A 25390-nucleotide genomic window follows, 5' to 3' on the forward strand; every position below is an offset into this window, starting at 1 on the left:
GTCAGACCGGTACGCGGAATCCGCTGACCGGCTGCGCGGGATCGGCGGCCGCCGCGGTCAGGACGTGGGTGAGCCCCCGGGCCAGGGCCTCGACGGTGCTCCGGTCGAAGAGGTCGGTGGCGAAGATCAGGTTCCCCTCGAGACCGGCCGGGCGGCCCGCGGCGTCGAACCGCTCGTACAGGTGGATGTTGATGTCGTACACGATGAACGTGTGCTCCATCGGAACCGGCTCGGCCTTCAGGCCGGTGAGGTCCAGGGCGGCTTCCGGGGTGTTGTGCAGGACCAGCTTGACCTGGAAGAGGGGGTTGCGGGCTGCCGACCGGTCGGGGACCAGCTCCTCCACGAGCCGTTCGAACGGCAGATCCTGGTGGTCGTAGGCGGCCAGCGTGTGCGTGCGGGTCCGCTTGAGCAGTTCGCCGAAGGACGGTTCTCCGGACAGGTCGTGACGCAGCACGAGGGTGTTGACGAAGAAGCCGACGAGATCTTCCAGCGCGTCGTCGGTGCGTCCGGCGATGGCCGTACCGATCGGGATGTCCTCTCCCGCCCCCCTGCGGCACAGCAGCAGGGCCAGCGCCGACTGCAGCACCATGAACACGCTCGCCCCGTGCTCGTCGGCCAGCGCGACGAGATCGCGGTGCAGATCGGCCGGCAGGCGCAGCGGCACATCGCCGCCCCGGCGCGAGGCGACGGCCGGACGCGGCCGGTCCGTGCGCAGCGTCAGCTCCTCGGGGGCCCCTGCCAGCCTGGCCTTCCAGTACGCCAGTTGGCGGCGCAGCGTGCTGTCCGGGTCGCTCTCGTCGCCGAGCAGGTCGCGCTGCCAGTGCGTGTAGTCGGTGTAACGCACCGGCGGCGGGGCCCAGTGCGGCGCACGGCCCTCGACGCGGGCCGCATAGGCGGCTGAGATGTCCCGGCCGAGGACGTGCTCGGACCATCCGTCCGACGCGATGTGGTGCACCACCATCACCAGTACGTGCTCCTCCTCGTCCACCGCCAGCAGGTGGGCCCGCCAGGGGATCTCGTCGCTCAGGACGAAGGCGTGGTGGGACTCCCGCTCGATGGCCGGGCGCACCTCCTCGCGCGTCACGTCGAGCACCGGCAGGCCGAACGAGGCGACACCCGTGTCGACGACGTGCTGACAGGGCTCGCCGTCCCTGAACGGGAACACCGTCCGCAGCGTCTCGTGCCGGTCGACCACATCCTGGAGCGCCGCCCGCAGTGCCTTGCGGTCCAGGGAGCCGGTCAGCCGCAGCGCCATCGTGATGTTGTGCCGGGTGGGGCCGTCCAACTCGTCCCGGAACCACTCCTGGGCGAAGGACAGCGGAGTCACCCGTGGGCCGGTCGCGGGGGTGAGCGCGGGCCGACGGCGACCGGACGTGTCCAGGACCGCGGCGAGCGCCGCGACCGTGGGCTTCTCGAAGAAGGTGCCGATGCTCAGCTCCGCACCGAACTCGGAGCGGATGCGCGACACCAGGCGGGTCGCCAGCAAGGAATGACCGCCCGCGGCGAAGAAGTCGGCGTGCACGCCGAGCTGTTGCCCACCGAGGAGTTCGGTCCAGAGTTCGAGGAGCCGGGCCTCGCGGGCGTCGCGTGGCGGCGTGGTGTCGCGTGCCGCGTCGGTCAGCAGGGTGCCCGGCACCGACGGCAGGGCCTTGCGGTCCACCTTGCCGCTGCCGGTGAGGGGCATCGCGTCGAGTCGCGACCAGACGGCCGGCACCATGTGGGCGGGCAGCCTGCTCGCCGCGTGGGCGGCGAGCTCCCCGGCGTCGGGGCGGGCTCCCGCGTCCGCGACGAAGAAGGCGACCAGTCGCCCCTCCCGCAGCAGGACGGCGCACTCCAGCACGTCCCGGTGGCTCCGGAGCACGGCCTCGATCTCGCCCGGCTCGATCCGGTGGCCGCGCAGCTTGAGCTGCGCGTCGGCACGGCCGCGGAACTCCAGGGCGCCGTCGGGCCGATGCCGGACGAGGTCACCCGTGCGGTACATCCTGCGGGCCACACCGGCGTGGTCGGTGTGCTGGACGAAGCCGGCCTCGGTCAGGTCCGGCCGCCGGTGGTAGCCCTCGGCGAGCCCGGCGCCTGCGAGGTACAGCTCCCCGGTCACGCCCTGGGGGACGTACTGCCCGTGGCGGTCCAGGACATGGACCTCGGAGTTCGCGATCGGCCACCCGATGGGCACGGTGCCGCTGCCGTCCTCGGCACACCGCCAGTGCGTGAGGTCGGCCTCCGTGGGGCCGTAGATGTTGTGCAGCTCCGCGGGCAGCGTGGCCTGGAACTGCCGCTGCAGGTCGTACGGGAGGGCCTCGCCCGCGCAGAGGACACGGGTCAGACCGGTGCACCGGGCGCCGGCCGGATCCTCCAGGAACGCCCGGAGCATGGAGGGCACGAAGTTCACCGTCGTGACGGACTCGGCGACGATCAGCTCGGCGAGGTGGGCGGGATCGCGGTGGCCGCCGGGCCGGGCCACGACCAGGACACTGCCGGTGAACAGCGGCCAGAAGAACTCCCAGACGGACACGTCGAAGGTCGCGGGGGTCTTCTGCAGCACCGGCTCACCGGGCCGCAGCGGGAACTGCCGCTGCAGCCACAGGAGCCGGTTGGCGATCGCCCCGTGGGAGACGAGGACGCCCTTGGGCTTCCCGGTCGAGCCCGACGTGAAGATCATGTAGGCGCCGTCGTCCGGCCCCGCACCGCTCTCGGGCGGCCCCGGCGGGCAGGTGAACCCCGATACCTCGGCCGCGTCGGGCCGGACGACCGTGACGCCGGGCGCCGCGACCTTCTCGCCGCCGGGCCCCTGGGAGACCGCCAGGGTGATCCCCGCGTCGGTGAGGATCTCGCGCAGCCGCCGCCGCGGGTGCTCGGGGTCGAGCGGCACATAGGTGCCACCGGCCTTCAGCACCGCGAGCAGGCTCACCGGCAGCTCCGCCGAACGGTCGAGGACCACCGCGACGAGACTGCCGCGCCGGACGCCCCCGGCGCGCAGCAGATGGGCGAGCCGGTCGGCCCGCTCGTCCAGTTCGCGGTACGTCATCCCCGCGCCGTCGAAGCGCACGGCCGTGGCGTCGGGGGTCCGGCGTGCCTGCTCCGCCACCAGCGTGTGGAGGACGTGCGGGCGGTCGAAGCGCTCCGCGGTGTCGTTCCACTTCTGGATCCGCTGGTGCTCGGCCGCCGACAGCAGGTCGGTGGTCTCGTAGCGCGCGTCCCCGTCCGTGGCGAGGGCGGTGAGCGCGGCCACGTAGTGGCCGTGGACGAGGTCGATCTGCTCGGCGGTGAACAGCGAGGCGTCGAACCGCAGCCCGAGGCCCAGCGCGTCCTCGGTGCCGCTCCGGAGGAACTCCACGCCGAAGGGGAAGTGCGTGTCGGCGACGACGTCCTGCTCGACGACCTCCACCTCCGACTGGTCGGCGAGGGAACGCTCGACGTGGAAGTGGGTGTAGTTGAAGAACGTCTCGAAGAGCTCGGGTGCGTTCGTGCCGTGCAGGATCTCCGCGAGCGGATAGCGGCGGTGCGGCTGCACGGCACGGTCGAGCTCCGCCGTGTGCCGCACCAGGTCGCGCCAGGTCCCTCCGGTCAGACGGCCGCGCACGGGCAGCGTGTTGAGGAAGAGCCCGAGGGTCAGGTCGCCGTCCTCCTCCTCGCTGCGCCCGTTGTGGATGACGCCGGTGACGACGTCGTCCGACCCGCTCAGCAGGCTCATCACCCGCAGATGGGCCGCGAGCAGCACGATGCGCAGCGACACACCGAGGTCACGGGCCAACGCCTGGAGGCCCTCGTACACCTGCGGAGAGATCCAGCGGCCGTCGATCCGCATCGCCGGTCCCGGCGCTCTCCCGGCGGCGGGCACGCCGCGCGGCAGCGGCGTGAACGTCGCCCCCGCCAACTGGTCCGCCCAGAAACGCCGGTCGGCCTCGCCGGCCACCGAGGCGCGCTCCAGCTCGACGAACGAGGCGAAGCGGGTGGCGGGCGCGGGAGGCGTCGCGCTGTGCGTGCCGCGGACCCCGTCGGCGTACCGGCGCAGCAGCTCGACGAAGAGCGAGCGTTCGCTCCAGCCGTCGAGGATCGCGTGGTGCTCGGTCACGAACAGCTGGTGCGTGTCGTCGGTGCGGCGCTGCACGTGGAACCTGATCAGCGGGGCCGACCGCCAGTCGAACCGCTCGGCCCGCTCCCGGGCGAACCTGCGGTCCGCGGCCGCGTTCAGCTCGGCCTGATCGCGCCCACGCAGGTCCTCGAACGTCAGGGGCGGTTCGACCCGCCGGTGCACCAGCTGCAGGGGCTCGCTGAAGCGGACCAGATCGAACGAGGTCCGCAGGACGTCGTGCCGCTCCAGCAGGCCGGACACGGCCTCGCGCCAGGCACGCTCGCTGAAGGGGCCGCGCAGCCGGTACGTCGAGACGTTGTGGTACGCCGCTCCGGGCGCCGTCGGATCGCTGTGGAACAGCATGCCCTGCTGAAGCCGCGTCATCGGGTAGGCGTCGGCGACGCCGTCCGGCAACAGGTCCCGGTCCGCCGACGCGAGCAGGGAGAACGCCTCGTACGCCGGAGTCGCCCGGGGCTCCTGCGCGGTCTGCCGGGCCACCGCGGCGAGCGTGCGGACCGTCTGGCACTCCAGCAGGTCCTGGAACGCGAGGTCCAGGCCGGCCTTCCGGGCGAGCGCCAGCATCCGGATGCTGAGGATGGAGTCGCCGCCGAGGCTGAAGTAGTTGTCGTCGATGCCCACACGGTCCAGGCGCAGGACCCGGCACCACGCGTCGGCGAGGATCTTCTCCGCCCGGTCGCGGGGAGCGACGTAGGGCTCGGCGGACCCTGCCTCGTGCGCGTCCGGCACGGGAAGGCGGTCGCGGTCCACCTTGCCGTGGTCGGTGAGTGGGAGCTCGGCCAGGACGGTGAAGGTCGCGGGAACCATGTGGGCGGGCAGCCCGCCGACCGCGTGGGTGCGCAGCGCCCCGGGGCCGGGGGCCGTCTCGCGCGCGGTGACGTACGCGGCGAGGCGGACGTGCCCCTCCTCGTCGGTACGCGGCACCACCACGGCCTCGTGCACGGCCGGATGCTCGGTGAGCACCGACTCGATCTCACCCAGTTCCACCCGGAAACCCCGGAGCTGGACCTGGGAGTCGAGCCGGCCGCGGTACTCGATGTCCCCGTCGGGCAGCACGCGCGCCAGATCGCCCGTGCGGTACAGCCGCTGCCCGGGGCGCGTCGCGAACGGGTGCGGGACGAAGCGTTCGGCGGTGAGACCGGGCTTGCCGGCGTAGCCGTGGGCCAGGCCCGCTCCGCCCACGTACAGTTCGCCGGTCTCTCCGGCCGGAACCGGTCGTCGTCGCGGGTCCAGGACGTGCAGCTCCAGATCCGGCAGGGGGCGGCCGATCACACTGCTCGTGCCCGCCGTGACGTCCCTCAGCGTGATCGGGCGGTAGGTCACGTGCACGGTCGTCTCGGTGATCCCGTACATGTTGATCAACTGGGGCGTGGCGTCGCCGTGCCGGGCGCACCAGTCGGCAAGCGCGCGCGGGTCGAGCGCCTCACCGCCGAAGACGACGTACCGCAGGGCCAGTTCGCCCTCGTCGGGACGCGCGGCGGCGTCGGCGCGGATGAGCTGGTGAAAGGCCGACGGCGTCTGGTTCAGGACGGTGACCCGCTGCTCGCGCAGGAGCCGCAGGAACGCGTCGGGCGCGCGGCTGGTCTCGTACGGCACCACCACGAGCCGGCCCCCGTGGGCGAGGGCGCCCCACAGCTCCCACACCGAGAAGTCGAAGGCGTACGAGTGGAACAGCGTCCACACGTCCCGCGGGCCGAAGCCGAACCACTGCTCGGTGGCGTCGAACAGCCTGCTGACGTTGCGGTGCGGCACCACGACGCCCTTGGGGCGGCCCGTGGAGCCCGAGGTGTGGACGAGGTACGCGGGGTCGTCGGGCCCGGCGCCGTCCGCCACCGGCGTGGCCGGGTAAGGATCGTCCTCGCGGGCGTCGGCCAGGTCCAGGACGGTGCCCGTGAACCCGGACCACCACCGCGGGACCTCGCGGCTGACCAGCACCGTGGCCACCCCGGAGTCCTCGACCAGGTACCGGAGCCGTCGCTCGGGGTAGGAGGGGTCGAGCGGGACGTAGCAGCCCCCGGCCTTGAGGACGGCGAGAAGAGCCGCGACCAGGTCGGCGGACCGGTCCATGCTGACGCCGACGAGGATGCCGGGTCCGACGCCGTGCGCGCGCAGGCGGTGCGCGATCCGGTCGGCGCGGGCGTCGAGTTCGGCGTACGTGACGTGGGTGTCGCGGTCGACCAGGGCGACCGCGTGCGGGGTGCGCGTGGCCCACTGGGCGAAGCGCTCGTGCACGAGGACGGGGCGCTGTCCGGGGCCGGTGGGGCCGGTCGCCGGCCGGTCGCCGGGGGCGGGCGGGGCGGGCCGCCGCGGTGAGGAGGGCTGCTGGGGCGTGGCGTCGAGGATCGTGTCGAGATGGGCGCGCAGCTCGTCGGTGCTCATCTGGCGGAAGGCGTCCTGCGGGCGCTCCGCGGTGCCCTCCGCCGTCGTGGCGCCGTTCTCCCGCTCCGGGCCGCGTGTCTCATGCGTAGTCATGGAAACCCTTCCCGGTCTTGCGGCCGAAGTGCCCCGCGTCCACCAGCTCGCGCAGGGCGGGCGGCGCCGTGTAGCGGCTGTCCCCGGTGTGCGCCCGCAGCACGGTCAAGGTGTCGTCCACGTTGTCGAGGCCGATGAGGTCCGCCGTGCGCAGAGGGCCCATCTGATGGCCCAGGCACTGCTCGAACAGCGCGTCCGTCGTCGTCGCGTCCGCCTTGCCCTCGCCCATGGCCGCCGCCGCCTCGACGATGGTCAGCATCAGCACGCGGTTGATGACGAAGCCGGGGCCGTCGAGGACCACCAACTGCCGCTTGCCCATGCGCTCCAGGAGCCGCGCCGTGACAGCGAGCGTGTCGTCGCTGGTCTCCGGCGTCCGGACGACCTCGACGGTCTCCTTCAGCGGCGCCGGGTTCATGATGTGCAGACCGAGCACCCGGTCGGGGCGGTCGGTGCGGGCGGCGAGCCCGGCGATGGGGATCGCCGAGGTGAGGGACGCGAGGACGGCGCCCGGCGGGGTGACGCGGTCGAGCTCGGCGAACAGCTTCTCCTTGAGGTCCTGCCGCTCGGTGGCGCACTCGACGACGAAACCGACGTCGTCCAGGGCGCTCAGCTCCTGTGCCCACCGCACGCGGCCGAGGACGCCGACGGCGGCGCCCCGCTCGACGCGGCCGAGGAGGGCGGCGAGCCGCACGCCGTCCTTGATGGCGGCGCGCGCCCGTTCGGCAGCGGCAGGGTCGGGTTCGACGACCACGACCTCGTACCCGGCCTGGGCGAGGCTCTGGGCGACTCCGCTGCCCATGGTCCCGGCGCCGACGACACCGACGCGTTCCGCGGCGTCCAGGGGGCGGTTGTCTGCGGTCATCGTGGTCCTTCCAGGACTGAGTCGGCGTCCGGGCCTTCGGCGGTGGTGTGCGGAGCGGCGTCGGAGGTGTCGAGGAGCGCGGCTATCGGCTGCGCGGTGTCGTGGGTGAAGGCCAGGGCCCGCAGCACGTCCTGGTAGGCGCCGATGAAGCCGGCCGCGGTGTCGGCGGTGAACAGCTCGGTGCTGTACTCCAGGCCCGCCGTCACGTCCGCCCGGCCCTCCCTGACGCTGGTGACCAGCGTCAGGTCGAGCTTGGAGGTGTGGGCGGGCATCCCCTCGACGAGGGTGACGACGTTCTCCCGCTCGTCGAAGAGGCCGCCGCCGCTGCCGTCGGCGAGCGTGAAGCCGGGCACCTCCTGGTGGACGAACGACACGTCGACGACAGGGTCGCGACCTGCCTCGCGCCGGGCGCCCAGCGCACTGACCACCCGGTCGAAGGGGACCTCCTGGTGGTCCATGGCGTCGAGCACCGTCGCCCGTGTCCGGCGCAGGAAGTCACCGAGGCCGGCCTGCGGCGGCACCGCGCAGCGCAGCGCGACCGTGCTGTTGAAGTAGCCGATCAGGTCCTGCAGCGCCGGATGGTTGCGGCCGGACGTCGGCGTGCCGACGACCAGGTCCCGCTGCCCGGTGAGCCGCGCGAGCAGCAGATTGAACCCGGACAGGAGCACCACGAACAGCGTCACCGACTCCTCGGCCGCCAGCGTCCGCAGCCGCTCCACCACCGGTGCCTCGACGGTGAACGGCACCATGGCGCCGGTGTACGACTTGCGCGCCGGTCGCGGGTGGTCGAGGGGCAGCTCGACGCGGGGCGCGTCCTGAAGGGTCTTCCTCCAGTACGCGAGTTCGCGGTCCAGGGCGGATCCTGCGAGCAACTCGCGCTGCCAGCAGGCATAGTCCCGGTACCGCACGGGCAGGGCGGGCAACCGGGCCGCTCGACCCTCCTGCCGTGCCGCGTACAGCTCGGGCAGTTCGCGGCGCAGGATGCGCGGGGTGCCGCCGTCGCTCACGGCGTGGTGCGTCGTGTACTGCATCACGTGCCGGTCGGGCGCGACGCGCACCAGCAGCACCCGCAGCAGCGGTTCTTCGGCGACGTCGAAGCGGTGCTGCGCGGCCCGCAGGACCAACTCCCTGGCGGACGACTCGGGGTCGGGGGAGTCGGAGACGTCGGTGAAGGTGAAGAAGTCGCCCGGGTCGGGGCGGACCCGCATCTGCGGTACTCCGTCGACGTCGACGAAGTTGCACCGCAGCGGCTCGTGCCGCAGGGCGAGGTCGTGCCACATGCCGCGCAGCGCGTCCACGTCCAGCGGACCGTCGATCCGCCGTACCGTCGGCTGGTTGTACAGGGTGGTGCCGGGATCGATCTGATGGTGGAACCACATCCGCTCCTGACCGAAGGACATGGTCAGTTCGTCGCGCGGGGCCAGTTCGGGCCGGGCCGCCGGTGCGGCGGGCTCCGGCGCGCGAGCGGGCTCCGCGTCGGCGGCAGGTGGTGCCGGGACGGGAGCGGGCTCCGCCAGATCGGGGGCGGGCTCCGCCGGGTCGGGGGCGGGCCCGTTCGAGGAGGGCTCGATGAACCGCGCGAAGTCCTCGATGCGCGGGTGTTCGTAGAGGTCGAGGAGCCGGTGGCGGACCCCGAGGCGTTCCTCGACGCGGTTGATGACCTGGAGCGCGATCAGCGAGTTGCCCCGCAGCTCGAAGAAGTCGCTCTCGGGGCCGGGGACCGGTATCCCGAGGAGCTCGCCGAGGGTCGCGCACAGCCAGTCGAGCGTGCCGCGCCCGTCGCCCGGCTCCGCGGCGCGGACGGCGTCGGGTGTCGGTGTCGGTGTCGGTGCCGGTGCCGGTGTCGATGCGGGCGGGGGCGGCGCCGCGTGCGCCTCCCGTGGCGGCAGCCAGCACGTCGTCGGCCGCAGCGGGTGTCCGGGGAGCCGGACGCGGCTGTGCCGGGGCGCGGCCGGGCCGACCGCGGACCAGTCCGGGTCCACCCCGGCCTCGTACAGAGCGCCGAGCACACCCAGCAGGTCCCGGTCGTCGGGGTCGACGACATGGCAGTGGGCGCGCGGGTCGGCGCCGAACCGTTCGCGCGCGAGGGTGCCCAGGGAGCCACCGGGGGTGACGTCGACGAGGACGGCGGGCCCCTGCTCGAGCAGGTCCCCGACCACCTGGGCGAAGCGGCCGGCGTCCACCGGGCCGGGGTCGGTGCCCGCGGCGAGGTCGGCGGTGTCCGCCGGAGTGAGTTCGCCGCGCAGGTGACGGGCCAGGTAGCGCGAGACGCCCGCGCCGATGACCACGTCGGGACGGATGCCGCAGCGCCTCAGCTCGGTGACGGCGGCCAGCTGGGCGGACAGGATCTCCGCGGTGGCACCGACGGCCGGGAGCCGGTCAGGCAGGCCCGCCGGGGCGGCGACGGGCGCGGGCGCGTCCGGGGAGAGCAGCAGCACCACCTGGGGGCGGTCGTCCCGGGGCGCTGTGGTGGGCGGGTCCTCTTCGGGGCCCGCGGCGAGCCAGGTGGCCTGGGCGGCCAGGTTCAGGGCGAGCGCTCCGGTCGAATCGGCGGTCACACCGACGCGGTGCCGGAAGTGGGTGCGGCCCCGGTTGAGGGTGTGGGCGATGTCGTCGAGGTGCCGTGTGTCGCCGTGGAGGGCCACGGCGAGATCGGCGCACAGCCGCGCGAGGGCGGTGCGGCTGCGGGCCGACACGCCGACGAGCCGCGGAGACCGCGTGTCCGGCGTTGCGGGCGCGGGCGGCGGGGGCGGAGCCTGCACGACGCAGTGCGCGTTGCCGCCGCCGAGGCTGAAGGAGCTGACCCCCGCGAGGCGTTCGTCGTCCTCCCACGGACGGGGCTCGCCGATCATCTCCAGGGACGCGGCCCGCAGGTCGACCCCGGGCGGCGCCTGGGTGAAGTGCAGCGAGGGGTACAGCTCGGCGTCGCGCACGCTCAGGACGGCCTTGACCAGGCCCGCCACTCCTGCCGCGCCGTCGAGGTGGCCGATGGCGGACTTCACGGACCCGACGGGCAGCGGTCGCGCACGGCCCCGGAAGACCTCGGCGAGACCTTCCAGTTCCACGGCGTCCCCGAGCCTGGTGCCCGAGCCGTGGGCTTCCAGGAACCCCGCCCGGAAGGGGTCGACGCCCGCCGTCCGCCACGCCTGCCGGATGACGGTGGCGTGCGCCGCCGCGCTGGGCGCGCTGATCGTCGCGGCCGCGCCGCCGTTGTGACGGGCGGCGATCCCGCGGATCACGGCGTGGACCGGCAGGTGCGCGGCGCGGGCCCGCGCCACCGTGGTGAGGAGCAGCGCCGCACCGCCCTCGCCCGCGACGGTGCCGTCGGCCGTCGCGTCGAACGACCGGCAGCGGTCGCTGCTCGACGCGATCTCGGCGAAGCCGCCGACCTGCTGCCGCGTGACGCCGTCGGGGCGTACGCTCACGCCCCCGGCGAGCGCGTACTCGGCGTCGCCCGCGGCCAGTTCGCGACAGGCGAGCCGGACGGCGAGCAGCGACCCGTTGCACCCGCTGTCGAGGGAGTAGCAGGGCCCGTCGAGGCCGAGGGTGTGCGCGATCCGGGCGGGCAGGCCGAAGGGCGCGTTGCCGAGGGCGCCGAGCACGTCGGACTGGTCGATGCGTCTTCCGTAGCCCGAGGACGTGGCGCTGAAGACGACGGCGGTGGACCGGCCGCGCAGCTCTCCGGTGCTCTGCCCGGCGTCCTCGATCGCCTGGTGGGCGAGCGTGAGGGCGATCCGGTGCTGGGGGTCGATCAGCTGGGCCTCGTGCCGGGTGAGTCCGAAGAACGCGTGGTCGAAGGTGTGGATGTCGTCCAGGTAGCCCATGGGCAGGTAGTCCGCCGCGGGGTCGAGTCCGGTGGCCGCCGCGCGCGCCGCGGGCATGGTGCGGACGGCGTCGTGGCCCGCGCGGAGGTTGGCGCGGAAGGCGTCCAGGTCGTCGGCGCCCGGGAAGCGCACGGCCATGCCCACGATGGCGATGTCGGTGTCGAGCACGCCCCTCGCGGCGCCGTCCGCTTCCTGCGGGCCGAGCGGACCCGTGGCCGGTTCCCGGAGTCCGTGCGCCTCGCCCCTGAGGATCGCGGTACCGATCTGTGCTCCCGCGCTCATGCGGCCCCTCCGTCTCGGCTGCGGTTCGTGCGTTCCGCTGCGCTCATACGTCGCTCCCTGTGGGCACGGCCGGGGTCGACGGCCGCGCGGCGGCCGGCTCCGGCGCGCCGGTGCTCGCGATGAGTTCGGCGTGGGAAGCGACCGTCCGACTGTCGAAGAGCTGGCCCAGTTGCACGGCGCCGGGCCAGCGCAGTTCGTACGACGCGTGCAGGGCGAGCAGTTGGAGCGAGGTGCCGCCGAGGTCGAAGAAGCTGTCCCGCGCGTCGAAGTCGCCGTGGCCGAGTACGCCCGCCCAGCACGCCGCGACCTCCCGCTGCGCGTCGGTCGGCCACCGGTCGGCGTCGAGGGCCACAGTCCCGGCCGTCGCCGTGTGGAGTCGGCGCAGCGCCTTCTCGTCCGCCTTGCCGTTGGGGGTCAGCGGGATGGCGTCCACCGCCACGAACCGTCCGGGTACAGCCTGGGGGACGAGCCCGCGCGCGCAGAACTCCCGCAACTCCCGTGCATCGGGGGGCGGTTGCTCATCGCCCTCGGAGGTGGCGCGCACCCAGTAGGCGGTCAGCGTGGTGACGTCCGCGTCCTCCACGCCCGCGAGCGCCTCCGTGGTGGCGACCACGACGGCCTGCCCGACCCCCGGGTGACCCTCCAGGACGGTCTCGGCGGCGAGCCGTTCGACCCGCACCCCGCCGATCTTGACCTGGCCGTCGCCGCGCCCCAGGAACTCGAAGTGCCCCTCGGGGTTGAGCCGCGCCAGATCACCCGTGCGGTACAACCGCTCCCCGGGTGCGAAGGGGTTGGCGACGAACCGCACCGCGGTCGTCGCCGGGCGCGCCGCGTAGCCGAGGGCGAGCTGGAGACCGCCCAGGTACAACTCGCCGACGTCACCCGCCGGGACGGGCCTGAGCCGATCGTCCAGGAGGTGCGCGGAGGAGCCCGCGGTGATCGTCCCCATGGGCACCACGTCCTCCGGGTCACCGCTGACGTCGTGGGCGGTGACCGCCACCGTCGCCTCCGTCGGCCCGTACTCGTTGCCGAGCCGCGTGCCCGGCAGCGCGGCGCGGTGGCGCCGGACCAGTGCGGGCGCGGTGGCCTCACCGGCCAGGACGAGGAGCCGCAGATGACGGTCGGCGCCGTCGAGGTGCGCGAGCAACTGCCGGTAGAAGGACGGCGTGGTCAGGCACTGCTGGGCCTCGTGGGCGCGCAGCAGGGCCGCCACCCGCTCGGCGGACATCAGCTCGTCCGCGTCGGGGAGCACGGCGGTGCCGCCCGTGCACAGCGCGTGGAACGTGAACATCAGCGAGCCGTCGAAGGCGAGGCGCAGCGCGGAGAACGCCGTGAGCCCGGGTTCGTAAGGGCGCGAGGCGATCAGGGAGGCGAGGCCCCCGCGGCTGATCATCACGTTCTTGGGCGGGCCGGTCGTGCCGGAGGTGGAGATGAGGTACGCGGGGGAGTGGGGGGAGGGGACGGCGTACGACACGGCAGGGGGCGGCGTGGTGCCGGCACCCCCGGCGCCCTCGTCCGGCGTCCGTCCCACCGGTGGCGCGTCCAGGTCGACGAGCCGAGGGCCGGTGGCGTCGACGGCCACCGCCGCGCGTACCTTCTCCGGCGACGTCGCGGCGTCCTCGCCGTGGAAGACGACCGCCGCACAGCCGGTGTCGCCGACGACCGCACGCAGGTGCGCGACGGGATGCCCCGGGTCGGCGACGCACCAGGCCGCCCCCGTGCGCAGGGCCGCGACCATGCCGACGAGGAGCGAGAGCCGCTGGCGCGCGTAGAGCACCACGGTGTCTCCGGGACGCACACCGGAGTCTTGCAGTCGGCGCGCCAAGTTACCGCTCTGCGCGTCAAGTTGACGATACGTCATGGACTCTGCGCCGACGGCCGCGGCGGTCCGCTCGGGCACCCGCTGGAACTGCCGCGAGATCAGGCCGAGGACGTCGGGCGGAGTGACGGCCGGAGCAGGTGCCACCGAGTCGTCGACGAGCGTGACGTGCGGCGTGGGAGGGCCCTGCGCGTCGGGCGCGACGAGGACCACGGGGTCCGGCCCCGGATCGAGTACCTGGAAGCCGGAGAAGCGCAGCGTCACGAGCATGACGCGGTTGACGTCCGTGGCCACGAACTCGGCGAGCGGACGCAGCCCCGCCGTCCTGGCCCGGGCGTTGACGTGCTGGATGAACAGGTTGCCCACGCCCCGGGACATCACCCGGCACGACATGAGCAGCAGCCGCAGCACGCTGTCGCCGCCGCGCCGGTGCGAGACGGAGAGCCCGATGGTGCCGTAGTCGCCGAAGCGGTCCCGCAGCGAGGCCACGAGGATCTCGTGGTCGGGCGAATCCATGAGATCCCGCAGTTCCGCCATCCCGTACACCAGGCCCGTGCTGTTCAACTGGTGTGTGCGTACGGTGAGTTCGTGGGCCCGCGCCAGGTCGTCCGGGGTGGCCCGCCAGATCCGCATCTCCAGGCCGAGCCAGCTCAGGAACTCCTCGCGGGTGCCGTCGAACGCGTCCTCGCTCTCCTTCCGCGCGCGTTCCGTGCGGTAGAGGGCGGCGCGGTCCGCGGACTCCGCGGTGGTGACGGCGGGGGTGAACTCGGGCCGCTCCGGCAGGTCGGCCATGTCCTCGGGCGCGTAGACGCGGACCTCCGGCACGGCGTGCTTGACCTCGGCGCGCTCCAGGGGGTCGTTGTCGATGAAGGCGAGCGAGTCGACGCCGATGTTCAGCTCCCGCGCGATCCGCCGCACGGACTCGGACTTGTCGCCCCAGCCCACGCACACCGCGGCGAACCGGTCGAGGAGGCCGTGGGCCCGCAGATGCGTCGTGGCGGTCTCGTGGTCGCCGCGGCTGGCGACGGCGTGCAGGATGCCGCGTCGGTCCAGTTCGGCCAGGGCGCGCAGGGCCTCCGGGCGCGGGGTGACGGCGTCGTTCTCCAGGATGACGCCGTCCCACATGGTGTCGTCCAGGTCCCACACCAGGCACTTCACCGGTGCGACCGGCGAGGTCGACGAGGCCTGTGGGGTCGGTGAAGGCTGTGAGGTCATCGCGGTTCCTCCGTTCCTGGTGTCGGGGTCGCGGCCGCTCCCGGTGTCGGGGCCGCCGCGTGCGCGGTGCGGCGCACCAGCCAGCTGCTCCAGGCGGCCACGGGGCTGCTGTTCATCACGAGGGCGTGGGCGCCGGGGTTTAGGGCGGGCGCGGCGTCGGCCATGTTGAGCAGGACGTCCACGGGGCCCAGGTGCCCGTAGCGGGCGAGGTTGCGCCCGCAGACCGGGTCGATGGGGACGTCGAGGGCCTCCTGCCAGAAGCCGAAGGCGCCCCCGGACAGGTTCTGCGTCAGGTGGGCCGTGATGTCGCCGCCGGTCAGGCCGTTGCGGCGGAGCAGGTCCTCGTTGAGGGCGAGGAACTCCTTGCGGCTGCGCACGGCGAGGCGGAACGTGTAGTCCGGTTCGTTGGCGCACTGCTCCGCCCAGTCGCGTTCCGGCACGTCGCGGTAGTCGATGCGGAACAGATCGGCGAAGGCGCCGTCCGTGCGCAGCGACTGGTCGACCAGCTCGAAGGGGCCCGGCTCCCCGGACGTGGTCAGGAGCACGGCGGCGGCGCCGTCCCCCACGATCGTCATCGGCGGGCGGTAGCGTGCGGGCGCGGCGGCCTTGGAGGTGGCGACGACCAAGACGCGGCGGAAGCCCGGCATGCCGCGAAGGAGCCCGGTGCCGAGGCTGAACGCCGCCGACACCGAGACGCAGCCCAGGTCGCCGACGCCGGAGACCAGCGCCCGGTGGGCGCCGATGGCGTGCTGGACGCGGGTCGCCTCCGAGGCCATCAGGTACTGCGGCGCGCGGCCCTGGACGAGCAGCAGCGCGTCGAGCTCTGCGGCCTCGGTGCCGGTCGCGCGCAGCGTCGCCTCCGCGGCCCGTACCGCGAGGTCGGACTCGGTGAGGCCGTCGGCGGCGCGCACCTCGTCGATGCCGAGGGCGCGGGCGTGCCCGCGCCGGGCGTCGGGGAGCCCTTCCGCCAGGCGGTCGACGGTCCTGACGGTGTCGGGGAACCAGGTGCCGACGTGGCCGATGGTCACCGGCGGTGCGGCGGTCACCGCTGCCTGTCCCTGACGTGCGGGGTGTGGCGCGCGACGACCCGGTCGCCGATCGCGAGCTCCGAGACCTCGTCCGTGCCCTCGATGATCTGCATGATCTTGGCGTCCCGGAAGAAGCGCCCGGCCCGCCCGTCGAGGGTGCAGCCCGCCGAGCCCAGGAGCTGGACGGTGTCGCGGGTGACCGCGGCGGCCGCGGTGGCGGCGGCGTACTTGGCCATGATGGTCGCGGCGATGGCCTCGCGGTCCTTCGACTCCCGCAGGGCGGCGGCCCGTTCGCACAGGGAGCGGGCGCCTTCCGCGCGCACGTGGGCACGGCCGAGGGCCGCGCGCACGGTGGCGTGCCCGGACAGCGGCACGTCGCCCTGCCTGCGCCGGGCCACGTGCCCGGCGGCTTCGGCGACACTGCCCTCGGCCATGCCGACGCACCCCCAGGCGACCGTGTGGCGGCCGTGGTCGAGGGCGGTGCCGACGGTGTGGGTGAGCCCGAATCCGGGCGGGCCGACGACGTGGTCCGCGGGGACGCGGACGTCGTCGAAGCCGATGTGGGCGAGGCGGGCGCCGCGCAGCCCGAGCGCGTCCGTGACCGGCTGTCTTCGTACGCCGGGGGCGTCGGCCGGCACCAGGACCGTGGTCAGTCCGCCCGGCGCGCGGCCGAGGACCAGCAGCACGTCGGCGTCCTGGCCGAAGGTGACCCACACTTTGTGGCCGCTGACCCGGACCTCGCCGCCGTCGGGTTCGACGCGGGTGGCGACGGCCGCGAGCTCGGTCCCCGCGCCGGGCTCGGTGGCGGCGAAGCCCGCGAGGAGGTCTCCCGAGGCGAGGCGCGGCAGCCAGGTCCCCCGCTGCGCTGCCGTGCCCCAGCGCTGGACGGCCGCGTTGACCATGCCGCTGACGGTGAGCAGGGCGCGCAACGAGGAGCAGACGGCACCGAGTTCGGCGGCCGCGTGCCCCATCGTGCGGGCACCGGCGCCGCCGCCTCCGTACGCGACGGGAACATCCAGGCCGAGCAGCCCGGCCCGCGCGGCCTCCCCGATGACGTCACGGGGCAGGCCGGTCCCGGCGTCCCACGCGGACGCCTCGGCCCTCGCGCGCGCGAGCAGCGCCGGGTAGCCGGGGGAGAGGCCGGGCGGGAGACCGGGGGCGAGGTCGGTCACCGTCACTGCGACACCGCTTCCGCGGCGGGCGACTGCTGCTCCCCACGCTTGCGCCGGACGAAATCGGCGATGCGGTTGACGGTACGGAAATTGTTGAGATCGAGGTCCTCGACGTCGACGGAAACGCCATGGGCCTGTTCGACGTGGACCACGATTTCGAGTGCTCTCAGGGAATTGATGAGCCCGCGCTCGAAGAAGTCGTCGTCCGGTTCGACCGTGGAGGCAGTGAGCGACTCAAGGTGATTCTTCAACTCAACAATGAGATCGTCGTGCACAGCGTCATGCAAAGAATGTGCCTGTTTGGTCATGCCGCGTTCAATTCCTTTCGCGACGGCCGGCGCAACGGCCTCGACGGTGCGAAGCTGTGCTGGCCGCTATCGCATCCGTCGTAAAAGTGCAGGTCACAACGGCATGCATGGGCGGTCGGTCAAACTGCGTGCAGGATTCACGTGCAACGCGGCGAGTCTGTCACAGGGCTTGTTCGGGAGTCCAGAGATCCAATGGATCTCCTTGTGTGACATCAAATGAAAGGGAAAGTCTGCAGCTCCGAGGCATTTCGGAACATGAACTTCCCCTTTCACTTGACAGCAGTGTGCATAGATTTGCCAGTTTCGGGGCTGCGAAGAGGGTGAGAGGCGGCTAGGCCGGTGCCGGCTCCAGGCGGGCGGGCAGCCGGTCATAGCCGCGGAGTATGCGGGTGCCGCGACGGCGGGCCCCCGCTGTCAGGCCGAGCCGCGGAAAGCGCTCGAAGAGAGTGCGCAGCCCGGCCTCTCCCTCCATGCGGGCGAGTGCCGCGCCGAGGCAGTAGTGGCGGCCTGCGGAGAAGGACAGATGGTCCTTGGCGTCGGTCCTGGTGATGTCGAAGCGGTGCGGCTCGGCGAACACCGAGGCGTCCCGGTTCGCTCCGGCGAGCAACAGGGAGATGGCCGCTCCTTGAGGGATGGCGTGTCCGGCGACGGTGGTGTCGCGGACGGCGGTCCGTCCGGTGCGGAACAGCGGCGGGTCGAACCGCAGCATCTCGTCCACGGCGTTCGGCCACAGGGTGGGATCGTCGCCGAGCGCGGCACGCTGGTCGGGATGGCGGTGCAGCAAGCCGATGCCGTTGCCGAGCAGATTGACCGTGGTCTCGAAGCCCGCGCCGAGCACGAGCCCGGCGGTGGCCCGGAGTTCGACGTCCGTCAGGCCGCTGCCGTCGTCGTCACGGGTGGCGACGAGCTGGCTGAGCAGGTTGTCGCCGGGTTCGCGGCGGACCCGCTCGATGTGGTGCTCCAGCCAGCGATCGAAGTTCGTCAGCGAGCGTTCGAGGGAACGGAACCGGCGCCAGGACAGTCCGTAGTCGAGGCTGGGAGCGAGGGCCGCGCCGAAGGCCCGCAGCCGTCGCAGCTCGGACTGCGGCACACCGAGGATCTCGGCGATCACGGTGACGGGCAGCAGACTGCAGTACGAGGCGACCAGGTCCACCGGCGCGGCGCCGGGCTCGGCGCGCTGGAGGTCGCTCAGCAACTCGTCGGCGATCTTCTCCGTGCGGGTGCGCAGCTGCTGCACGGCCCGGGCGGAGAAGACGCGGGTCACGAGCTTGCGGTACCTCGTGTGCTCGGGCGGTTCGGTGACCAGCAGGGACGGCGGTTTCAACGGCCCCATCGGCGCGTTCGCGGCGGACCAGGAGGCGAGGCGTGCGAGCGGGCTCGTGCCGTCGGGGATGATGCCCGTGCGGAAGTCGTTGCTGCTGAGCACTTCTTTGACGACGGCGTGCGAGGCCGTGACGTAGCCGTACCGGCCGTGATGGACGGGGCCCAGGTCGCGGATGCGGTCCATCAGGTGGTGGAGCCGCTCTTCGCCCGCGCCCGTGGGGTCGGGCTTTCTGGACTGGGCCACGAACTGGCTGTGGAGCTCGTCCCGCCGTGCCGCTGCGGCGACGGTGATACGGGGCAGGGCGTGCCCGAGGGTCCAGCGGACCTGTTGGGCGAGCCACTGCGATCCCTGTGTGGTGGTGCTCATGCGGTCTTCGTCTCCGATCCTTGCGTGGATGAGGCGGATGAGGCGGATGAGTACGTGCTGCGTGCGCCCCCTGAGTCGTCGCTGTGCGGGGACGGGCCGCCGCTGCGCCGTCGGCGCCTGAGCGGGTACGCGGCCGACGCCCGGTGCTGCCCCGTCGGCGCGTCGCCGCGCGTGAACCCTCGCTGTTCGCTCGACGAGCGCGCGAGGCTGCGGCCTCGGAGCAGCATGCCCCGTACCGTGTTCGACAATCCACGCTTCTTCGATCACGAGCTCGGCGGCGTGTTCCGGCCGCCTCGGAGTCGGTGGCCGGAACGCAGCGGCGCCCGGCGGTGATCCGCCGGGCGCCGCTGCGTCGTCGAGGACCGCTAGCTGTCCGCGTTCAGGACCCCGATCAGACGGGTGGCCGTCGTGGTCATCGCCTGCCGGCCCACCGTCAGATAGCTGCGGGTGTCCACCGCCTCGGGGTGGTCGGCGAGGTATGCGCGGATCGCGTTGGTCATGGCGATGTTCAGGGCCGTACCGATGTTGACCTTGGCGATGCCGCCCGAGACGGCCCGGGCCAGCTCGTCGTCCGGGACACCGGAGGAGCCGTGCAGGACCAGCGGCACCCGCAGGGCCTCGTCGAGGCGGGCGAGCAGGGCGTGGTCGAGGACGGCCGTGCGCGAGGTCATGGCGTGCGAGCTGCCGATGGCGACGGCGAGCGCGTCGACGCCGGTCTCGGCGGTGAACTGGCAGGCCTCCTCGGGGCCCGTGCGCGCGCCGGGAGCGTGCGCGTCCAGCGGGGGTTTGCCGCCCTTCCCGCCGACCTGCCCCAACTCCGCCTCGACCCAGAGGCCTTGGCTGTGCGCCCAGTCGGCGGCGGCCCGGGTCGCGGTCAGGTTCTGGTGGTAGGGAAGCTGGGACGCGTCGTACATCACGGAGCTGAAACCGGCGTCGGCGGCCTGCCGCAGCAGGGCGTCCTGCGTGACGTGGTCGAGGTGCAGGGCGACCGGCACGGTCGCCGCCTCGGCGAGCGCGAGCGCGGCGCGGGCGAGCGGCAGGATGCGGCCGTAGCGGTAGCTGACCGCGTTCTCGCTGATCTGGAGCACCACCGGGGACGTGGCGGCCTCGGCGCCGGCGACGACGGCCTCGGCGTGTTCCAGCGTGATGATGTTGAAGGCCGCGACGGCGCGGCGCTTGGTGGCGGCCTCGGCGACGAGGGCGCCGGTCTGTGCCAGCGGCATCAGGTCTCCTCCGTCCCGGTCAGGGGGTGTCGAGGACGATGGAGCGACGCAGATGGCGCGGCCGGTCCGGGTCGAGGTTCCGGTGGGCGGCGACCGCGACGGCCAGGCGCTGGGCGCGCACGAGTTCGGCCAGCGGGTCCAGGCCGCCCTCGACCCACAGCGCGCCGGTCGCCCGGACCTCCTCGGCGAGCCCCGTCGGCGCCTCGCCGAACATCCAGGTCGCGGTGGTGTCGGTGGAGATGCTGATGGGGCCGTGCCGGTACTCCATCGCCGGGTACGCCTCGGTCCAGGACAGCGACGCCTCGCGCATCTTCAGCGCGGCCTCCTGTGCGAGGCCGTTGGTCCAGCCCTTGCCGAGGAACGTGAACTGGGAACACTCCACGAGCCCCGCGGGCAGCGGCTCGGCGAGCGCGGTGCGGGCGTCGGCGACGGCCTGTTCGGTGTGCAGTCCGAGGTGGGCGCGGAGCAGCGTCAGGGCGGTGGTGGCGAACCGGGTCTGGACGACGGACTGCTCGTCGGCGAAGTCCAGGACCACGAGGTCGTCCGCGGCGCGCATCACCGGGGTCTCGGGGTCGGCGGTGATCGCGGTGGTGCGGACGCCGCCGCGCAGCCGTGCGAGCAGGTCGAGCACCTCGGTCGTGGTGCCGGACCGGGTCAGGGCGATCACCCGGTCGTAGGAGCGCGCCGCGGGGAACTCGGAGGCGGCGAAGGCGTCGGTCTCGCCGAGGCCCGCGTCCTCGCGGAGCGCGGCGACGGCCTGCGCCATGAAGAAGGAGGTCCCGCAGCCCACCACGGCGACCCGCTCGCCGGGCGAGGCCAGCGCGTCCTTGTGGCGCACCGCGAGGTCGGCGGCGCGGATCCAGCACTCGGGCTGGGTCGTCAGTTCGTTCTCGGCATGGCTCATGGCCGGTTTCCACCCTGGAGGTCGGGCGCCCCTCGGCGCCAGGATGCAGTTTTCTGCAATCTATAGCCATGTTTCAATCACAATCAAGCATTCACTGGTGGGTTAAAGTCATTACGGACAGTGAGTGGGAACGGAGTGGAGGGTGCGGATGTCGCGCGATGCCCGCTGGCAGGCGCTCCTTGAACTGCTGGTCGACCGGGGGCGCCTGGACGTCGACGAGGCGGCGACGGAGCTCGGCGTCTCGGCCGCGACCATCCGCCGGGACTTCGACCAGCTCGCCGAGCAGCAGATGCTGGTGCGCACCCGGGGCGGCGCGGTGGTCCACGGCGTCTCGTACGAGCTGCCGCTGCGCTACAAGACCGCCCGGCAGGCCTCGGAGAAGCAGCGGATCGCCAAGGCGGTGGCTGATGCGATCGCCCCCGGTGAGGCGGTCGGCCTGACCGGCGGCACGACGACCACGGAGGTCGCGCGGGCGCTCGCCCTGCGGCCCGAACTGGCCACCGGCTCACCGGCGTTGACCGTCGTCACCAACGCCCTCAACATCGCCAACGAGCTGGCCGTGCGACCGCAGTTCAAGATCGTGGTGACGGGCGGGGTGGCCCGCCCGCAGTCCTACGAGCTCACGGGCCCGCTGGCCGGCGGGGTGCTCGGGCAGATCACGATGGACGTCGCGGTGCTCGGCGTCGGCGCCTTCGACGTGGCGCACGGAGCGACCGCGCACGACGAGGACGAGGCGGCCATCAACCGGCTGCTGTGCGAGAGCGCCACGCGGGTCGTGGTCGCGGCCGACGCGACGAAGCTCGGCCGCCGCGCGTTCGCGCGCATCTGCGAGACCGGACGCGTGGACACACTCGTGACCGACACGGCGGTCCCGGCGGACATGGCCGCGCGGTTCGTGGACGCGGGAGTGTCGGTCGTCACGGCATAGGTTGTGCGGAGGGCGTCAGTGATCGCGGCAAAGATCATGCCGCAAGCGGCCAAAACTGCACTGGACAACTGGCACTCCCTATGACGAGCATGGTCAGGATCTGTCACTGCGGCACGGGGGTTCCCAGGGTGATGCCCCTCGCGACGGGTACAGTCCCCCACCACGATCGCTCGGAGGAACACACTCGTGAGCCACCCGGTCCCGAAGAACCAATACGGCCAGGAAATCAAGCAGTTGGGCCAGGCGGAGTCCAGTGGTGACCCCGCCGGCACGCCCCGGCCGGGCACGGTTCCGGCACCCCAGTCGGGCGCCGCTCCGGCACCCCGGCCGGGCGCGGCCCCGGGCGTCGGCGCACCCGGCGGCGCACCCGACACCAACGCCCCGTACGGCTACGACCCGTTCGGGCGGCCCTACTCCGACAAGTCCAAGATCGTGGCAGGAGCGCTCTCGATCGTCCTGGGCCCCCTCGGCATCGGCCGCTTCTACACCGGCCACAACCGCATGGCCGTCTGCCAGCTCATCACCTTGGGCGGGCTCGGCGTCTGGTCCCTCTTCGACGGGATCCTCATGATCGCCAGCAATGGCAAGACCGACGCCGAGGGCCGCGTCCTGCGCGGCTGAGACCGTCTCAGCCGCGGCCGTGCTTCACGCGCAACCGGCCGTGCCCCATGGTCCCGAGGATCCGGACGCGCGGCCCCTTGGTGCCGCTGTGCTGGGGCGCCTTGTAGAGCGGCTGCTTCCACTCGGCGGTCAGCTCTTCGTAGTCGACCGTCGCGTCGGGCGGCACGATGATCCGGGCCCAGCCGTACCCCAGATGCAACTCGATGTTGACCACGGGGTATTCGACGACCGCCCGCGACAGGTCCAGGTACACCTTCGCCATCCGGGAGGTGACCTTGAAGTTCCGTGGGACGTGCCACCTGCCGCGCCGGTGGATCAGCCCGCCGGCGGCGTTCACGACCACTGTCGGTCCCGTGTCCTCGGCGGGCAGCGACGCCAGGGCCGACGCCAACTCTGCCTGGGTCGTGGCGGTCAGCGCGGTCTGGAGCAGCGCGTGCATCTCGTCCTGAGGGATCACCCCCTCGGCGAATGCCTCTTGCAGGCGCTGAACGGCGGAGTCACGGTCAACTTCTGTGACCCGTGGCGATACATTCTCTGGCACGGACGACATGCGATCACGATAGCGTCGGTGCCGTCGACTTGACCCAGTCGTCAACGGTGACGACGTCCGCCCACTGCGGGAACAGCCGCTCCACGAGCACCCGGTGCACCTCCGGGTCGGGGTCCAGGCAGGCGTCGGACAGGACGGTGAGGCCGAAGTCCAGGTCGTTGGCCTGGCACACGGTCGAGAGCACCACGGCGCTGGTGGCGATGCCGGCGACCACGAGGCCGTCGATGCCGCGTGCCCTCAGGACCACGTCGAGGTCGCTGCCCGAGAACGCGCTCGCCCGCCTCTTGGTGACCACCACGTCGCCCGGCCGCGGCGCGACCCCGGGGTGGATCTCGGTGCCCGGGGCGCCCTCGACGAAGAGACCGGCCTGCGCGATGGCCGCGAGGGGCTTGTTGCGCGTGCCGACTTCCGGGAAGCCGGGGCGGAACGCGATCACCACGTAGATCACGGGGATGTCCGCGGCCCGGGCCGCGTCGATCGCCCTGCGCACCCGTGGCACATACCCGGAGCCGTCGTCGACGAGGTCCACGATGGCCTGCTGGACGTCCATCACGAGAAGGGCGCTGCTCATGTCGTCTCCAGGAACGAGGTCGGTTCGGATGCGCGACGGGCCGGGGGGTTCGAATGATCGAATCCTAACGGGACGTGAAAACCCCTCCGGAGCCCGCTCGTTGCGCCCCGACCTGCGCGAGCGCTATCCCTGCGTCCCGGTCCGACTGCCTCGCGCGCTGAGCGCGCGGATCGGCCGGATCAGCGTCCGGTACACCGGGCGCACCAAGCGACCCGAAAGGCGCCGGTGCCGTTCCTCCTGCCAGACCCTCGCCCTGCGGTGCGCCGCGATGAGCGACCACCGGTCGGGGTCCGGGGGCCGGGACGTGTGGAACTCGACGCGGCAGAGATGCTTGGTGCTGACGAAGCCGTACTGACTGGGGCTGACCAGCCGCACCGGAGCACCGTGGTCGCTGTCGAGCGGCCGCCCGTCGAGCCGGTCGGCGATGAGGACGTCGTCGGCCAGGGCGTCCTCCAGCCACACGACCGACCGGTGGCCGTCGAGCCCCTCGAAGACGACGTGGCTGACGGCCGCGTCCGACGCGAGCAGCGGCTCGACCCGGGCGCGGTACACGGCCCCGAATGTGACTCCTTCCCACCGCAGGCCGGTCGCCGACCATCCGGCGACGCAGTGGAAGTCGGCCGCCACCTCCTGTCGTGGCAGCAGTGCGAGGTCGGCCACGGACAGGGTGACGTCCTTGGCCAGGGCTCCGGCCATCGTGATCACCGGGTCGGCGGGGACGGGCGGCGGCGGATGATGGAGGTGGGTGCCGAAGCGCGGGAATCCGGCGACGGCACGTTGGCCCGGGGGAAGCACCATGAGCTCCTCCAATGCGTGCGGCTCGGTCCGAGGGAAGCCTGGTCCGGTGCTTCGTACGCTAGGACCTCCACCGCACGGGAGATTCAAGGGGCTGGGATGCACGGCACTTGGTCGATCGGAGAACTCGCCCGGCGCACGGGCCTTTCGGTGAAGGCCATCCGCTACTACACCGACATCGGCCTCCTGCCGACGGCCCCGCGCAGCCAGGGAGGCCACCGCCGCTATCCGCCGCAGGCGCTCGAACAACTCCGGCTGGTACGGCAGTTGCGCGCGCTGGGCGTGCCGATCGCCGCCATCACCGAAGTGGCGACGGGGGAGTCGGGGCTCGGCGACCTGGTGGCCGAGCAACTGGACAGCACCCGCACACAGTTGGCGGAACTGCGGTGGCGGGAGGCGGCGTTGCGGGCGCTCGCGGAGTGCCAAGGACCGGAGCGGCTGCGACGACTTCGCCTGCTGGCCCGGGTGCAGCGGCGGCCCCACGACACCGCCGACCTCACCCGGGCGTGGCAGCGCGCCCTGCCCGCGAGCCTGCCGCCGCGCCTGGCCGCCGCCGTCACCGCGCAGGCCGTCCCCGAGCTGCCGCTCGACCCCACCCCCGACGCCGTGCTGGCCTACGCCGAACTGCACCTGCTCGTCGCGGAGCCCGCGTTCCTGGACTACTGGGCCGCGGCCCACGTACGGGACAAGGCATCGATGTACGCGGCGCTGCTCGACGCCTCGGACGGCGCCGCGCCCGCCGTCGCCGCCGGGCGCGCACCGCACAGGTGCGAGGCGCTCGACGCCTTCTGCCGGGCCTGCGCCCGCGCCCTCGACATGGACGACACCGCCGACTTCCGTGCCTTCATGGCCGCGGGCGTACGGACCACCGTGCCCCTGGTCCGCCGCTACTGGCAGCACCTGGACGCCCTCACCACCGCCCCCGGGCCGAGTCTGGGGCAGACGCACTGCTGGCTCGCGGAGGGCGTCATCGCCGAGTACGGCTGCGACAGCGGGCCCGGGGACGCGTACTCCTGAGGGCGTACACGGGCCGCCG

Annotated in this window: 16 protein-coding genes; 3 read left to right on the plus strand and 13 right to left on the minus strand. The window is 73.0% G+C overall.

Annotation, left to right across the window (positions count from 1 at the left end):
* Nucleotide 1 precedes the first annotated feature (1 nt).
* The 10 genes from AB6L24_RS17185 to AB6L24_RS17230 form a co-directional block, all read right to left on the minus strand.
* Nucleotides 2–6562, minus strand: a complete 6561-nt coding sequence (locus AB6L24_RS17185) for an amino acid adenylation domain-containing protein (protein WP_405656195.1) — start codon at nucleotides 6560–6562, stop codon at nucleotides 2–4.
* Nucleotides 6549–7424, minus strand: a complete 876-nt coding sequence (locus AB6L24_RS17190; protein ID WP_405656196.1) for a 3-hydroxyacyl-CoA dehydrogenase family protein — start codon at nucleotides 7422–7424, stop codon at nucleotides 6549–6551. Before AB6L24_RS17190 ends, AB6L24_RS17185 begins: the two co-directional genes overlap by 14 nt.
* Entirely contained in the window at nucleotides 7421–11530 is a 4110-nt protein-coding gene (locus AB6L24_RS17195; RefSeq protein WP_405656198.1) for a condensation domain-containing protein, read from the minus strand. The genes AB6L24_RS17190 and AB6L24_RS17195 overlap by 4 nt, the downstream gene beginning before the upstream one ends.
* Before the next feature lie 43 nt (nucleotides 11531–11573).
* Complete coding sequence (locus AB6L24_RS17200; protein WP_405656199.1) at nucleotides 11574–14564, minus strand: amino acid adenylation domain-containing protein; 2991 nt, start codon at nucleotides 14562–14564, stop codon at nucleotides 11574–11576.
* Nucleotides 14561–15610, minus strand: coding sequence for a 3-oxoacyl-ACP synthase (locus AB6L24_RS17205; RefSeq protein ID WP_405656200.1), 1050 nt, complete (start codon nucleotides 15608–15610; stop codon nucleotides 14561–14563). The genes AB6L24_RS17200 and AB6L24_RS17205 overlap by 4 nt, the downstream gene beginning before the upstream one ends.
* Nucleotides 15607–16770 carry an acyl-CoA dehydrogenase family protein gene (locus tag AB6L24_RS17210; protein WP_405656201.1) on the minus strand — a complete coding sequence of 388 codons (1164 nt, stop codon included), beginning with the start codon at nucleotides 16768–16770 and terminating at the stop codon, nucleotides 15607–15609. The genes AB6L24_RS17205 and AB6L24_RS17210 overlap by 4 nt, the downstream gene beginning before the upstream one ends.
* Nucleotides 16767–17072 carry an acyl carrier protein gene (locus AB6L24_RS17215; RefSeq protein ID WP_405656202.1) on the minus strand — a complete coding sequence of 102 codons (306 nt, stop codon included), beginning with the start codon at nucleotides 17070–17072 and terminating at the stop codon, nucleotides 16767–16769. The genes AB6L24_RS17210 and AB6L24_RS17215 overlap by 4 nt, the downstream gene beginning before the upstream one ends.
* Before the next feature lie 331 nt (nucleotides 17073–17403).
* Entirely contained in the window at nucleotides 17404–18762 is a 1359-nt protein-coding gene (locus tag AB6L24_RS17220; protein ID WP_405656204.1) for a cytochrome P450, read from the minus strand.
* Nucleotides 18763–19127: 365 nt separating this feature from the next.
* On the minus strand, nucleotides 19128–19985 hold the full coding sequence (locus AB6L24_RS17225; RefSeq protein ID WP_405656205.1) for a ketose-bisphosphate aldolase: 858 nt from the start codon (nucleotides 19983–19985) through the stop codon (nucleotides 19128–19130).
* A 19-nt stretch (nucleotides 19986–20004) separates the two neighbouring features.
* On the minus strand, nucleotides 20005–20889 hold the full coding sequence (locus tag AB6L24_RS17230; protein ID WP_405656206.1) for an SIS domain-containing protein: 885 nt from the start codon (nucleotides 20887–20889) through the stop codon (nucleotides 20005–20007).
* A 148-nt stretch (nucleotides 20890–21037) separates the two neighbouring features.
* On the opposite strand from AB6L24_RS17230, the gene AB6L24_RS17235 reads away from it, so the two are divergent.
* Together AB6L24_RS17235 and AB6L24_RS17240 are read left to right on the plus strand one after the other, a co-directional pair.
* Nucleotides 21038–21817 (plus strand): DeoR/GlpR family DNA-binding transcription regulator, encoded by a 780-nt coding sequence (locus AB6L24_RS17235; RefSeq protein ID WP_405656208.1) that lies wholly within the window; start codon nucleotides 21038–21040, stop codon nucleotides 21815–21817.
* Between the two features lie 186 nt (nucleotides 21818–22003).
* A complete protein-coding gene (locus AB6L24_RS17240) occupies nucleotides 22004–22438 on the plus strand; it encodes a TM2 domain-containing protein (protein ID WP_405656209.1) in 435 nt (144 codons plus the stop codon).
* 7 nt (nucleotides 22439–22445) lie between these two features.
* Here the strand turns inward: AB6L24_RS17240 and AB6L24_RS17245 are convergent, their stop codons facing one another.
* The 3 genes from AB6L24_RS17245 to AB6L24_RS17255 form a co-directional block, all read right to left on the minus strand.
* Nucleotides 22446–22988: a DUF1707 domain-containing protein gene (locus AB6L24_RS17245; RefSeq protein WP_405656210.1), complete on the minus strand. Its 543-nt coding sequence runs from the start codon at nucleotides 22986–22988 to the stop codon at nucleotides 22446–22448.
* Nucleotides 22989–22992: 4 nt separating this feature from the next.
* Entirely contained in the window at nucleotides 22993–23559 is a 567-nt protein-coding gene (locus AB6L24_RS17250) for a cysteine hydrolase family protein (RefSeq protein WP_405656212.1), read from the minus strand.
* Nucleotides 23560–23682: 123 nt separating this feature from the next.
* On the minus strand, nucleotides 23683–24357 hold the full coding sequence (locus tag AB6L24_RS17255) for a molybdopterin-dependent oxidoreductase (protein ID WP_405656214.1): 675 nt from the start codon (nucleotides 24355–24357) through the stop codon (nucleotides 23683–23685).
* A 96-nt stretch (nucleotides 24358–24453) separates the two neighbouring features.
* On the opposite strand from AB6L24_RS17255, the gene AB6L24_RS17260 reads away from it, so the two are divergent.
* Nucleotides 24454–25371: a MerR family transcriptional regulator gene (locus AB6L24_RS17260; RefSeq protein ID WP_405656215.1), complete on the plus strand. Its 918-nt coding sequence runs from the start codon at nucleotides 24454–24456 to the stop codon at nucleotides 25369–25371.
* Nucleotides 25372–25390: the final 19 nt, after the last annotated feature.

It is taken from the genome of Streptomyces sp. RK9, assembly GCF_045070545.1.
GTDB classification, from domain to species: Bacteria; Actinomycetota; Actinomycetes; order Streptomycetales; family Streptomycetaceae; genus Streptomyces; species Streptomyces alboflavus.